The following is a 13,229-nucleotide window of genomic DNA, read 5'->3' as shown; positions in this document are numbered from 1 at the left end:
CGAGGAATCGACCAGCGCGACGGCGTCCCGCTGGACTCCTCCTTCCACCGCTTCGTGTACTGCCCGCCTGGCACAGTTTGCCTGGGCTCCCATGTCCCGGTGTCCACGTGTCCACGTGTCCACGTGTCCGGGTGAACGAGGGGGACTTCAGCGCCGCCGCCCCGTCGCGGCGGCGCACATCCGCCGGGCCGGGGTTCCACCGCGGCGGTGTCAGTCGACGTCCTCGGGAGGGGCACTGGTGGCGCCGGGGCCCGGTTGTCTGCGACGGTGCAGGCCCTCGAGGGTGCGGGCGAGTTCCCCGGGGTCGGTGCGGGAGCGGGCGATGGCCCGCTCGTACCGGTCGCGCGCCTGGGTGAGGTCTTCCGTCGCGGCGTGGCGCCAGCCCAGCCGGTTCCGGATCTCGGCCTCCAGCCTGCCGCCGGGCCGTTCGCCGACCGCCGCGAGTGCCCGGTGGTGGAGTTCCTTCGCCCCGGGCAGGTTACCCAGGCACTCCTCGGCGGTGGCCAGTCTGCCGAGGACCGCGGCGTACAGCGGGATGTCCCCCACGCGCTCGGCGAGTCCGGCGGCCCTGCGGAGCGCGTCGGCGGCCTCCGTGGGCCGCCCGCGGTCGAGCTGGAGCGTCCCCATGCGGAACAGCGTCTTGCTGAGGATCCTGGGGCTGCCGATCTTCTCGGCGAGGATGACCGATGCCGCGTAGCAGTCGTGCGCCGTTTCGTGCTGTCCCACCTGGTGGTGGATGGCGCCGATGTTGGCCAGGTACATGACGGTGAGCCAGTCGTCGTCCGCTGTCCGGGCGAGGTCTGCTGATTCGGCCAGGAGCGCGGCGGCCTCGGCCGGTTCGCCGGCCGCGTTGGCGAAGATGCCGAGGGAACCCAGGGCCCGTGCCTGCTCGATCGGGTCTCCGGTACGGCGGCTGATCTCCAGGGCATCCCTCAGCCAGCGGCGCGCCTGCTCGTAATGGCCCTGCAGGCCGTACGCTATGCCCATACAGGTGCGCAGTTCGGAGACCATCCGCTGGTCGGTGGCCTGCTCCGTCAGCGGCAGCACGATCTCGACGGCGGCCCGGCACTCGCGGTACCGGCCCTGTCGGGTGAGGTAGTCGCACAGCCCCTCGGCGAGCCAGCAGGCGTCGTCCACATGCCCCACGGCCGCCGCATGGCCGACCACGTCGACCAGCTCGCCGCCCACCGCGTCCAGCCAGGCCGAGGCCTCCTCCCAGTCCGCGAAGGGCGCGGTGTCCGGCCGCGGGCCGGTCGGGAAGGCAGAGCGGCCCCAGTCGCTCGCGCGGCGGGCGGCGACCACATAGAGCCGGAACACCCCGGCCCGGGTCGCCGCGACTTCCGCGGGGTATGCGGCGGCGACGCGCCGGGCGTAGACCGCGACCAGGTCATGCAGACGGTAGCGGTCCGCAGCTACCTGCTGGACGAGACTTGCCTCGACCAGGCTCTCCAGGGTGCGCTCGGCGTCGGGCGGCGTGAGGTCGAGCATGGCGGCCAGCGTCAGCCGGTCGAGCTCCACGGTCGGCGACAGGCCCAACGCGCGGAACGCGCGCTGTTCGGCGTCCGGAAGCTGGTCGTAGGAGACCCGGAACGCCGCCTCCACGCTGCGGTCCTCCACCGCGAGCTCGCCGAGCCGGTGCTCATCGTCAGCCAGCCGGGCCGCCATGCGCTCCAGCGCCCATGACGGGCGGCCCTGTATCCGCGCCCCGACGACACGCAGGGCCAGCGGCAGCCGGTCGCAGAGGCGGGCCAGCTCGCGCACCGCCGCACGCTCGGGGTCGGAGCCCGGATCGCCGACGATACGTGTCAGCAGGGCCACCGCCTCGTCGGTGTCCAGCGGCACCAGCGAGATCCTGCGGTCGGCGTCCAGCCCGGTCAGCCGCTGACGGCTGGTCACCAGCACGAGGCTGCCGCGCCCGGCGGGCAGCAGCGGGCGCACCTGCTCGGCAGCGGACGCGTCATCGACCACCACGATCAGGCGGAGGGCGGCGGTCGCGGCCCTCCATGACGCGGCCAGCCCGTCGAGGTCCTCTGATGACTCGTCGTCGCCTTCGCCGGCGTCGCCGACTGCCCGCAGCAACCGGCGCAGCGCGCGGTGCGGGACCGTCGGCTCCCGCCCCTCGCGATGACCGTGGAGGTCCACGAACAGGCAGCCGTCCGGATAACGCCCCCGCATCGCATGCGCGGCGCGCACCACCAGCGCGGTCTTGCCCACCCCGGCCATGCCGTCCACCACGCGGACCGTCACCGCCTGCTCATCGGCCGGCGCAAGGAGCATGTCGAACTCCCGGCCTCGTCCGGTGAACCCGCCGACATCGACCGGTAGTTCATTACGCACGCGACGGAGCGGGCGAGGGACTGTGGGCCGCCGGTCCGCCGATTGGCGCGGTCGTGGCGATGTGCCGAGAAGGAAGGCGGCATCAGCGCGCAGCACCGCCTCGTGCACCCGTCGCAGTTCACCGCCCGGCTCCGCACCCTGGTCCCTCACCAGACGGCGGCGCACCTTGGTGAAGACAGCCAGCGCATCGGCCTGCCGGTCGCCGGCGTAGAGGGCACGCATCAACATGGCGGCCAGTGGCTCGTTGTGCGGATGCGTCTCGGTCAGGGCGAACAGCTCTCCCACGACCTCGGCGTGGCGGCCGAGCCGCAGCTGGCACTCCGCCTTGTCCTGCACCAACGCGAGCCTGTGTTCCCTCAGCCGCAAGCGCTCTCCCTCGGCGAACGGCCCGGGGATCCCGGCCAGGGGATCGCCCCGGAACAGCTCCAGGGCGGTGGACCACGCGCCCGCCGCGGCGGCCAGATCACCGGAGGCCCGCGCGGCGTGCGCCTCGGCGACGACCTCCTTCAGTCGAGCCACGTCCGTCCGGACGTTCTGTGGGACGAAGCGGTAGCCACCACGGTCGGTGACGATCACGGAGTCGGACGGGGTCTCTCCTTCAGTGCCCAGACGTCTGCGCAGCTGGTGCACATAAACCGGGATCACCTTGGCACCCGTGCCCGGCGGTTCCGGGCCCCATACACTGTCGAGCAGCTGCTGCCGGCTGACGGTCGTGCCCGGCCGCAGCAGCAGCGCCGTCAGCAGAGCCTGCCGGCGAAGCGGACCGAGCTCCAACGGTACGTCGCCGCGCCAGGCTCGGAGCGGACCGAGCACAGCGAACCGGAGCCCGCTGCCGCCCGTCGATGACTCCCCCCTCGATGGCACGCAGAGAAGTATAGGCCTAGGATCCCCCACTCCCCGGGGACATGGTGCGTCAGATGGAGGGGAAGTCTCCCGTCCGTGCAGCCGTGTTGGAGCACATCGCACAGGTGGGTCAGGAAGCGGCCGGCTCCTTGCGGCGGCCCCGCCATACGATGATCAGCTGTGACCGCCGAGAAACGCCGACGACTTGGCCACGGTCCCAGGGCGACGCCGGCGACAGCCCCGAGCGTGGCCGCCGCCGAGCCGCGAGGCCGCGTCGTGGCCAGGGAGGCCGATCTGGACACCGGTCCCATCCACCACCTCCAGCTGCCCGATCTTGCCGAGTTGAGGGCCCGGGGCGTGCTCGACTCGCACGCGCTGGGAGACTGGCCGTGTGGGCACGATGCGCCGCCCGTTGGGCACCGGTCCCCGCCCGAACTCTGCCGCTGAAGCGGACGACCGCGGCGGACGCGGCCGCATGGCTGCCGAGCTCGCCGCCCAGCTTGCCTCCGCCCCGGCCGAGCGTAGCCGTACCGGTCGGCAGCCGGCCGTCGACCGCTCGGGACCGGACCGGAAGCCACCGGGTGACCACGGCAACGACAACCGGACCGCTCGATCTGCTGCCCGTTCGGCCTCGAGACCGTCATCGGCGCCGACAGCACCCTGTACGAGACCGCTGACCGCGTGATGCTTGACACCGGCCCGGACCACCTGCCCGCCGTGGACCGCTGACCGGAGCACTGTTGCGACAGATGTTGCGCCTACCTGTTGCGCTGGGTGTTGCGATGGACGTTGCACGAGCCCTCGCAGCCTCCCGCGAATTCGCCCAGGTCACCACGAAGGCATACAGGCATGGTCGGGGTGCCGGCATCCCCGTTGCGGCCGCTTTCGCCCAGTCCTGGCTGGAGTTGAGGGAGAGGGAGGGGCGATGGCGGCGCGGACGCAGCCGCGGGCCGGGGCGCTCGCCGGTGTTGCGCGTCGGCCGGGGCCGCCGCGCTCTGTCGGGGATCACGGCTGCGCCGACCACGAGGCCTTGGCTGTCGTGGGGCAACGTGCCCAGGTCCCACGAGCGGCCGCACACCCTGGTATCCGCCCGGCCGGCTGCATATCGGGGATGCGGGTCAGTTAGCCCTCGTCAGGAGCTTTGCGCCCCACGAACACCAAGGGCTCGTCTGGCGTGAGCACTCAGGGTTAGTCGGTGTCCGTTGCTGCCAGCACGGCGATCCGGCGCTGGTCGGGGGAGAGGGCCGCTACGCCGTAGTCGGAGCCCACGTCGTTGTGGAACCAGTCCGCGTCCGCCTCGAAGTGGAACCATGTGCTCTGCCGGGCATGGCGCTCCACCATCCCGGCGCTCGCGCCCTCCGGAGCCCCACTGAGCCCCGCGAGCGAACGCCATGCCCACAGCCGTCCGTAGGCGCCCTGCACACCCGAGCTGTGCATGCCGCCCATCGACGCGGTGGCGAAGAGCAGGCACCAGATCTCGTCCGCCGGCCGGACCGCGATCTCGAAGCGGTCCGTGGGGCCGAGCCCGTCGACGCAGTCCATGGGCAGGTTCGGCAGCAAGGAGGGCACCTCGTCGGGTGCGATGGCCTTGTTCAGCCTGAAGACCCACGCTCCGCCGCCCCACTCGCCTGCCTGCACGGCGCTCATGATGCTCTCGCGCTCGCCGATGGTGGCGACGTCCCGCAGGGCGGACCGCTGGGTGGCACGCGGCGTGCGTGGGTCCACCCGGCCCGCATTCGGCAGCCCGCCCGGCACAGACGAGGCGGCGCCGCGTATCGAACGACTGGGGAAGTCGGCCTCCGCCTCAAGGCCACACCGGTGCGAGGGAAGCCAGCTCAGGGCATGCCAGCCGGGCCGGCCGTACGGCCAGGAGCGCAGCGGCGGGAAGTCGTTCGCATTCACGCCGCGGAGCACCAACTCGTGGAAGAGACAGGCGCGCAGCTCGTCCAGCCGGTCCCGGTCACTGCGGTCGAAGACGACCGCCGCCAGGTCGGCGACGTGGTGATGCTCCGCGAGGAGCGAGGCGACGAAGCGCTGCCCGAGGCCGGACGTGCCGGGCAGGCTCGGCGCGTCGAGAAGCCGGAGCAGTTGTGCCAGGCTGTCACGGCCGGGGGTGAGCGCGAGCACGCGTACGACATGGGCCAGCTGCCGGTCGTACTCGCGCACCCGCTCGGCGGCGGCTGAGCGCCGGCCGGCCAGCTCCGCGCCCAGATCGCGTACGTACGCGGTGTCGCCTTGTGCGGCGCGCTGTTCGGTCTCGTGCCATACGAGACGCCGGAGATCGTCGTCGGTGTGTTCCACGGTCATCGACCCTATGGCCCCGCAGGATTCGGCGGCCGGACGGGGTCAAACTCGTCCTCGCGTGCCTGCCCTGGAGCGGATGACCTACGAAACCGTCACACCGGCCGATCCCGCAATGCGCTTACCACTTCCGCCGGCAGCAGCGCCGCGGGTGCTGGGCGTGGACGACTTCGCCTGTACGCGGACGTCTCCGGCACCCTTCTGGTGGATGCCGACACCCGGCTGCCGATCGAGCCGTGGGCCGGTCGCGACGCCGAGCAGTTGGCGGCCTGGCTGCGGACACATCCCGGGGTTGAGGTGGTCTGCCGCGACGGCTCGCTGGTCTACCGGCAGGGCATCACCGACGGCGCCCCGGATGCCGTGCAGGTCAGCGACCGCTTCCATCTGTGGCATGGCCTGTCGAAGCGGGCCGGGGATGTCGCCGCCGCCCACCGCGGCTGCCTGCCCTCCGCGGTGCCCGAGCCCGAACCGGCCCTCCCACCGAGCCCAGCGGCACCGTCCGACCAGGCCGATACCCCCGCCCGCCGCCGCGCGAAATACTCTTCGATGCGGTGCACGCAGTGACCGACACAGGCTGCTCACTCAACGCCGCAGCGCACCAGCTCGTCCTCAACCGTCGCACCTGCGCAAATACGCGCGAGCCACCACCTGGTGCGTACTCGTACTCGAGTACGTGCGGCAACGCTGGGAGGAAGGCGAGCACACCGCGACCGTGCTGCACCAGGAGCTCGTCGCCAAGGGCTACCGCGGTCACTACCAGCGGGTCACAATGGCCATCGCACCGCTCCGCCGCGGCCTGCCGATCGACACCCCACGCGAGCGATCACCCTCACCCCGTCAGGTCGCCCGCTGGATCACCACCGCGCCATCCCGGCGCAGCCTGCACGCAGCCGAGGCACTCAGACGGCTGCTCGAACACTGCCCGGTACTGGACCGAAACCCACGACCTGGTGCGTCAGTTCGCCGCCATGCTCGACGCCCAAGACGCCTCACCGCTACCAGACTGGCTCGAGCAACTCACAACCGCCCGCCTCCCAGCCCTGGCCAGCCTGGCCAACGCCATCCGCGAGGACCAGCCCGCAGTCGTGCAGGGCATCACCACCCCGTTCAACTCCGGCGTCAACGAAGGCCGCATCACCGACCTGAAACTCCAGAAACGAATCATGGCCGGCCGCGCCGGAGTCCCGCTGCTCCGCCACCGCGTCATCCTCATGGCCCTGCTCCGGCGCCGCCACCGGTGACGGAGCGCCACCGGCGCACGGTGGCACACCCCAGCTTCACGGAATCTTGCCAGGGCCACTTTCATGTGTACGCCGACAGCTGGACCGGTGCGTATTCCAAAGCACGCGAACTCACGCCAGACCGCGCGTGATCCGGCGCAGTTTGCCGTCGGTTCCCGGCGTGAGCCCTCCGAGATTCGTCGAACTCGTCGGTTTCAAGTCGTCGGCGACAGCATGATCGAGGCCGCCATCTGCCACGGCGACATCGTCACCGTCCGCCGCCAGGACTCCGCAGACCACGGGGATGTCGTCGCTGCCATCTTGGACGGAGGCCACCGTCAAGCGCCTGCGCCGCGAGAGCGGCCGGGTGTGGCTGATGCCCCACAACGCGGCGTACGAGCCGATTCCGGGCGACGACGCGGTCATGCTCGGCAAGGTGGTCGCCGTCCTGCGCACTCTCTGAGAACCAGGCAACAGCGTGTCGTACGTCGGGTGGAGAGGCGGCGCAGCCCGGTGCGCCCTGCGCGACCCGGGTGACATCGCCGCCTCGGCACCGGTCACGGGCCGGGAACTGGAGCTCGCCGAGGTCCTGATCGGGGAGTTGACCGGCATCGAGGTGCGCGAGCTCCACGACGAATAAGCGCACGCCCTGGAGCAGCTGGTCACGGCCAAGGCCAGCGGCGGCACGCCGCCCGTGCTGGAGGAGGCCGCGGCCACAGTGGACCTGATGGCCGCGCTGGAGGAGAGCATGTAGGCGGCGAGGCGTGCCGGGCTGTACTGGGCCCAGCGCGATTTTCAGCCACCCTCTTCCCTGGTGACTGATTTCCGTGCATGCTGTGCGGGCCCCGCCCGGTCACGTCGTGCGGGGTCCAATCCCGCCGGCTCTCCACGGGAAGGCGGCCCATGCCCGCCGCCGGATGTGCCGGCGCCATGCCCTTCGTGGTGACCAGCCGCAGCTGGTGCGGCGCAGCTGATCAGCGGCTGTTGCCCGGGCGGTGGACGCTGAGGTCGCCGTAGGCGGACAGAACGCCGGCCAGGTCACCGGGTTTGTGCCGCAGAGTGGTGTCCAGGAAGGCGAGAGTGGCTGCTGCGACGACGTGCACGCTCTCGGTGCGGCCCAGGGACCCGGCCAGCGAGGGCACCGGCGGCAGGTAGAGAGGGGCGTCCATGAAGGTGAGGTGTGCGGCGCCGGGGAGGGTGAGACGGTAGCTCCTCGCGGTGCTGAGCTTGAGGACCTTGGTGAGGCGGGGTATGTAGCGCGGGTCGGTTTCTGGGCTGATGGCCTGGGTGAGCGCGAGCGCGGGCTGGTGGAAGGGGCGCAGGTTGGGGTCGCGGGGGTAGCCGTCCAGATTGATGACGGCGTCGAACCGGTGGTCCTGGCGGGCTGCCTGCAGGGCGGCACCGCCACCCAGGGAGTGGCCGGTCACCGCGGCCCGGCCGGTGTCCAGACGTCCGGTCAGCGGGTCCGTGCTCTCGCTTCGGTCCAGACGGCCCAGTTGAGTGAGGACGAAGCTGAGGTCGGCGGCCCGAACCCTCGTTGTTTCGACGGCCCGTTTGTCGTCCTCGTCGTCGTCGCCGGTGGAGGCGATCTTGGTGTTGATCGTTCGGCCGTCGTTGAGGACGACGGCGGCGGAGTCGTACGGGTGGTCGAGGGCGGCGACCACATAACCGTGGCTGGCCAGTTCCTCCGCCCAGGCGGTGTTCTGGGTGCGCACTCCCCCCAGCCCGGGGGAGAACAGCACGACCGGGAACCGTCCGCCCCTGTCGGCCACCGGGGCGTTGACGACCGAATGGGTGTGGGCACGCGGGACGCCGTCGAGCAGGAAGCCGGGCAGGCCGGCATAGCGCGCGAGGGCGTCGGAGACGGTGCGTGCTTCGTGCTCCGTGCGTCCGAGGTACTGGGCCCACTGCCCACCCGCGGGGTTCTGCTGCGCGGGGTACCAGAGCTGGGCCACGATGTGCGCCGGTCGTGCAGATCGGCAGTGGCGGTCTCGAGACGGTGCGGGTCGGTCCACTGCATCACGCGGGTGCCGACCGCGAAGCGGCCTGACGGCTTGGGGAACACGGGTACGGGAAGGGCCCAGGCGGCCACCAGGCCCGTGGCGATCAGACCGAGGCATGCCACCGATCCCGGCAACGCCAGCCACCTTCGGGCCCGCCTCGTCGGCCGGCCGGCATGTCGGCGCAGCAGAGGAGAGACGGCGAACGGCAACACGAAGGCAGCGCCTGCCAGTACCGGCAGCATCTGCCAGCGGACCCCCACCACGCTCAGCACGACTGCGGACGGTACGAAAAGCGCTCCCGCCGCGATCGTGACGCGTGGGCGGGCGGCGGGGGGAAGCCAGCGCGCCACCACCAGCGCGACAGCACCCAGCAAGGCAAGGATTTCCACGGGGGACATTTGCAGTCCCGTGATGGTCTCGGTCACCCGGCCATCCTCGGCGCGGGGTACGCGCTGCCGCATCGATCCCGGGCGCAGTCGTGTGCAACCGCAGTCGCAATCCGAGCACGTCCCTTGTGCGACCAGAGTCGCACCCAGGCATATCGCCTGTGCAACCGAAGTGGGACACGGATCTTCTCCGGAACCGGCTTGAACTGTGTGCAGTCCGCCCGCTGACCTGGCGTGACGATCAGGGATAGCGGGCGCAGCGGGCATCTGCGCTCAGCTGGAGCTTGGTGGTGAAGCCGCCGCGCGAGCGGCCCAGGCCCTAACCTGCCGCACCACCTCTACCAGGCGGGCGTGCAGGCCCTGCTTGGCGTTTCGTCCAGATGTTCTGGCCCTTCGGCCCCCTTTGAGGCCGAGGCGGCGGTGGGTTTCGGTGCGAGCCCCCGCCGCATGCTGATGCGCCCGTACGATGGTGGAGTCGACCCAGACACCCAGTCGATCTCGCCTGCGGCGTCAGCGGCGGCCCGGACCCGCTGAGCAGACGCTCCCAGGTTGAGCGACACCATCAGCGAGCACAGCCCACTGCAAGGTGCGCGCAGTCCCCGAGGGGCTGTCGCCGATCACCTGATGATCACGGGCTCACCATTTGTGAGGGAAGTCGTCAAGCGTGTGGAGCGCTCCCTTCATTACGGTTTGAGTGCCCCAATGAAAGGGTCCCACGTGCGTAATGTTCCGAGCGATAATGGCGTTGCCGCTCTTCGCCACCACTCGCTCTTGCTGGGGTAGCAGCAGGTTGAGCGCGCCCACCGAGAGAAATTGCAGGGCGTCGATGCTCCACAGGACGAGGATCCCGTCCCAGCCGGATGGCGGCGTGACAGCAAGTCCGATCTGGGTGGCCAGTGAACCAGCGATGTGGAGTGACAGCAGGGGTATAAGGGTGGTCAACCCGATGAAGGTGGTCAAGCACACGGCGAAAAAAGCCAGTATGCGCATGAGCCTCTCTGCCCACCCGCGCCGACCGTCCTGAAACCACCAACGCATCATTTGCTTGGGGTTCCCCCAGACTGCCTTGGTCACCGCCACGGACAGAGCGATGAGTGGGGCCGCTAGCGCCTTGGTTCCCAGGGTGACCACAGCGGCGCACACCAAGAGCGCCAATCCTCGCTGACCACCTGATCGCGGCAGCACGAAGCTGTCCGACCACAGGGATGCCGTCCACAGTCCGAACGCCGTCACTGCTGTGACGGCCAACCACCTGAGCAGATGGGCCTGTCCACGCATGATGCGCGCGTGCAGCGACTTGTGGCGTTCGAGTTCCCGCTCCAGTTCGCGTGCCCGACTTGCCGCCTGGGCGAACTGAGCTTCTTCCTCCGGAGACGGCCCTTGGACTGTCCCTCGGTTCAATGCCAGCTCGTCGGCGCGGGGGTTCTTGGCCACCAGGATCTGACCGACGGCTGTGGTCACGCTGAGGGTGGGGGTCTGGTCCGGGACCTGTTCGGGTATGCGACGGGTGATATATACGAACAAGTCATCCACGGTGACGTACCCGTCCTTGTCCAGGTCCGCCTCGCCGCTGCGCAGTCCCGCCACGATCGCCGACGTGAACACCGATGGCTGGTTCCTGAGCCGGCTTGACCTCTCCGTTTCATAGCTGTATTGCAAGGCGGTCGAGGAGGTGATCACGATCCGTCCCTTGCCCTGGAACTCCGCGCTCAGGTCCACCTGGGTCTCGCCGCGCGCTCGCATGTCGCGGGCGAAGGCACCGCTGTAGCAGCAGTCGAGCAGCAGGACGATGCGCTGGCTCCTACTACGCTCCATACAGTCGGCGAGGAAGTCGGCGCTGACTGAGGTGGCCTCCAGCTCGTCGAACTCCGTGTCCCGGGCGATGAAGTGCAGACGGTTGCTGGTGTCCTTGCGCCCGTGACAGGACAGGTGAACCAGCAGCACGTCGTCCATGCCCGCATCCCGGAAGAACCGCTGGAGCTCCTTGCGCCAGGTGCGGGCTGTCTCGTCGACCACCACGGTCACTTCGAACCCGCCGATGGCCGGGTCCTTCAAGGCGTCCGTGAGATGCCGCGCGTCAGCGGCGGCACCTGGGAGCTTGCTGAAGCGCTCATCGGCGTGCTTCTGGTTCGCCAGGACCAGTGCCCGCCTAGCCATCGGCGGAGTCTCGCATCGCGTGCGCGATGAAGGCTTCGATAGCCGCCTTCTGATCCGCGCGGCCGGTATGCGTCACGCGGAGCACGTGGTCACCGTGCTTGATCTCGATGGTTCCGCTGTTCCTGCGCGCCAGCCAGTCCTGAGACAGTGCGATCAGCGCTCGGAGAACGGGCGCACCAGCCAGACCCAGCAGCAACGAGGTGTACAGGACCGGCTCACCGGCCCGCGTGCCCTGCGGTGCCTGCTCGGCAGACGGATGCTCCAGGGACAGGACATCAAGATCGCGTATCTCCTCGATCAGATACGTCATGTCCCGGTCGGAAACCTCGGGACCCGCAGGATCGTTCAACGCCAACCGCACGTTCATGGGCGAATGGTTCATACTCTCCCCCAGAAGACACCGCAAAAGGCTGAGCATGCCACAAATGCCTTGCAATGGAGGGTGGTTGGGGAAACCGACGATATGGAGCCCAGCGCATCCCAGGGATGGAGTCGGTCGTCTGCATCGCCCGCGCCGTCATCGACTGCGCCGTGCCGCCGGTACTGGGCACCGCGCCCGACGCCGGGTTCGCCGGGCTCGTGGGTCGTACGGGAGGCCGGCGCAATTCCCCCATCGCCGCGGCCAGCCCCGGCCCTGCCACATGCGCGTCGCTGATCTGCCTCATGCATCGTGCCGCCCCCGGCAAAGAGGAAGCGGGCCGGGGCGGCACGGTGGCGCTCAGTTGTCAGAGCATCGGGGGATCGGGGGGTCCAGGACCTTCACGTGCCGGGCGGGAACCCATCCGCGCGGCTCCGAAGCGAGCTTGTACCAGGCGTCGTTGCCCTTGGCCCGGTGGCCGTCGACTTTGCATTCGATCCTTACGACCTCGCCGGGGCGGAGGCTGCCCTCCACGGGGGAGCGCCTGGCGGGACGTTCGTGCACCTTCAGGGGTTTCTTGGAGACCACTCTTCCTCGACGGTCCGAGGGGGGAGGCGGAGGCGGAGTCCCGATGGTGGCGATCGCCACGTCCGTCGGACCGTCGCCCACACTGATGGGGGGCCCTGTCACCTCGTTGGTGGCAGTGTCGATCACTGACACGCTGTCGTCGAATGAGTTGGTGACGTAGACGCGGGCACCGTCCGGGGTGACTGTCACGCCCTGAGGGCCGTTGCCGACGGTGATGCTGGCGATGACCGTGTTGGTGGCGGTGTCGATCACCGACACGTTCTGTACGCCTCCAGAGGTGTCGCCAAGGTTGGTGACGTAGGCGCGGGTGCCGTCCGGGGTGATCGCCACGTCCGTCGGACTTACGCCGATGGTGATGGTGATGGTGGCGATGACGGTGTTGGTGGACGTGTTGATCACCGACACGTTGTCCGAGCCGGAGTTGGTGACGTACGCGCGGGTGCCGTCGGGGCTGATCGCCACGCCACTCGGAAGGTTACCGACGTCGATGGTGGCGATGACGGTGTTGGTGGCGGTGTCGATCACCGACACGCTGTCGTCGAAGAAGTTGGTGACGTAGGCGCGGGCGCCGTCCGGAGTGACCGCCACGCCACGCGGATCATCGCCGACGGTTACGGTGGCGACGACGGTGTTGGAGGACGTGTCGATCACCGACACGTTGTCCGAATCGGAGTTGGTCACATAGGCGCGGGCGCCGTCCGGAGTGACCGCCACGCCCTGCGGGCCGTCGCCGACGGTTACGGTGGCGACGACGGTGTTGGTGGACGTGTCGATCACCGACACGTTGTCCGAATCCGAGTTGGTCACATAGGCGCGGGCGCCGTCCGGAGTGACCGCCACGCCCCGCGGGCCGTCGCCGACGGTTACGGTGCCGACGACCGTGTTGGTGGACGTGTCGATCACCGACACGCTGTCCGAGACCAAGTTGGTGACATAGACGAGCTGCGTCGTCTGGTAGGCGAATGGTGCAGTCTGGCCGGTGGGCGGTGGCGATGACGCCGCCATGGGTGCCGAGAGCCCGGCCGCGATGACAACG

8 protein-coding genes and 2 pseudogenes are annotated in these 13,229 nt (G+C 69.8%); 4 read left to right on the top strand and 6 right to left on the bottom strand.

Annotated elements, in window-relative coordinates; genetic code table 11:
* Positions 1–210 precede the first annotated feature (210 nt).
* Both AB0K02_RS27865 and AB0K02_RS27860 read right to left on the bottom strand, forming a co-directional pair.
* Positions 211–3,201 (bottom strand): BTAD domain-containing putative transcriptional regulator, encoded by a 2,991-nt coding sequence (locus AB0K02_RS27865; RefSeq protein ID WP_365995280.1) that lies wholly within the window; start codon positions 3,199–3,201, stop codon positions 211–213.
* A gap of 1,167 nt (positions 3,202–4,368) precedes the next feature.
* Entirely contained in the window at positions 4,369–5,481 is a 1,113-nt protein-coding gene (locus tag AB0K02_RS27860) for a DUF6183 family protein (protein ID WP_365995279.1), read from the bottom strand.
* Between the two features lie 204 nt (positions 5,482–5,685).
* Here AB0K02_RS27860 and AB0K02_RS27855 point away from each other — a divergent pair, with 204 nt between their 5' ends.
* The 4 genes and pseudogenes from AB0K02_RS27855 (at position 5,686) to AB0K02_RS27840 (ending at position 7,341) form a co-directional block, all read left to right on the top strand.
* Complete coding sequence (locus tag AB0K02_RS27855) at positions 5,686–6,045, top strand: transposase (protein ID WP_365995278.1); 360 nt, start codon at positions 5,686–5,688, stop codon at positions 6,043–6,045.
* Between the two features lie 386 nt (positions 6,046–6,431).
* The gene (locus AB0K02_RS27850) at positions 6,432–6,722 is read left to right on the top strand and encodes a hypothetical protein (protein ID WP_365995277.1); all 291 of its coding nucleotides are present in this window, start codon (positions 6,432–6,434) and stop codon (positions 6,720–6,722) included.
* Positions 6,723–6,917: 195 nt separating this feature from the next.
* Positions 6,918–7,164 (top strand): annotated as a pseudogene (locus tag AB0K02_RS27845) (S24 family peptidase); the annotation flags it as partial.
* Positions 7,165–7,179: 15 nt separating this feature from the next.
* A complete protein-coding gene (locus AB0K02_RS27840) occupies positions 7,180–7,341 on the top strand; it encodes a hypothetical protein (RefSeq protein ID WP_365995276.1) in 162 nt (53 codons plus the stop codon).
* Between the two features lie 334 nt (positions 7,342–7,675).
* Here the strand turns inward: AB0K02_RS27840 and AB0K02_RS27835 are convergent.
* The 4 genes and pseudogenes from AB0K02_RS27835 to AB0K02_RS27820 all read right to left on the bottom strand — a co-directional run bounded on the left by AB0K02_RS27835 (position 7,676) and on the right by AB0K02_RS27820 (position 13,198).
* Positions 7,676–9,165: pseudogene (locus tag AB0K02_RS27835) on the bottom strand (dienelactone hydrolase family protein).
* Between the two features lie 561 nt (positions 9,166–9,726).
* Entirely contained in the window at positions 9,727–11,247 is a 1,521-nt protein-coding gene (locus AB0K02_RS27830) for a caspase family protein (protein ID WP_365995275.1), read from the bottom strand.
* Complete coding sequence (locus AB0K02_RS27825) at positions 11,240–11,614, bottom strand: hypothetical protein (protein WP_365995274.1); 375 nt, start codon at positions 11,612–11,614, stop codon at positions 11,240–11,242. Before AB0K02_RS27825 ends, AB0K02_RS27830 begins: the two co-directional genes overlap by 8 nt.
* Before the next feature lie 351 nt (positions 11,615–11,965).
* Entirely contained in the window at positions 11,966–13,198 is a 1,233-nt protein-coding gene (locus tag AB0K02_RS27820; protein ID WP_365995272.1) for a beta-propeller fold lactonase family protein, read from the bottom strand.
* Positions 13,199–13,229: the final 31 nt, after the last annotated feature.

Source organism: Streptomyces sp. NPDC049597 (genome assembly GCF_040675505.1).
In the GTDB taxonomy this organism is placed as follows: domain Bacteria; phylum Actinomycetota; class Actinomycetes; order Streptomycetales; family Streptomycetaceae; genus Streptomyces.
This window is presented reverse-complemented; position numbering and strand designations above follow the sequence as displayed.

What these genes read in the sequence shown, in the direction of transcription:
- AB0K02_RS27830 (WP_365995275.1), bottom strand. Translation starts at nt 11,247, where the DNA reads ATGGCTAGGCGGGCACTGGTCCTGGCGAACCAGAAGCACGCCGATGAG.
- AB0K02_RS27825 (WP_365995274.1), bottom strand. Translation starts at nt 11,614, where the DNA reads ATGAACGTGCGGTTGGCGTTGAACGATCCTGCGGGTCCCGAGGTTTCC.
- AB0K02_RS27820 (WP_365995272.1), bottom strand. Translation starts at nt 13,198, where the DNA reads ATGGCGGCGTCATCGCCACCGCCCACCGGCCAGACTGCACCATTCGCC.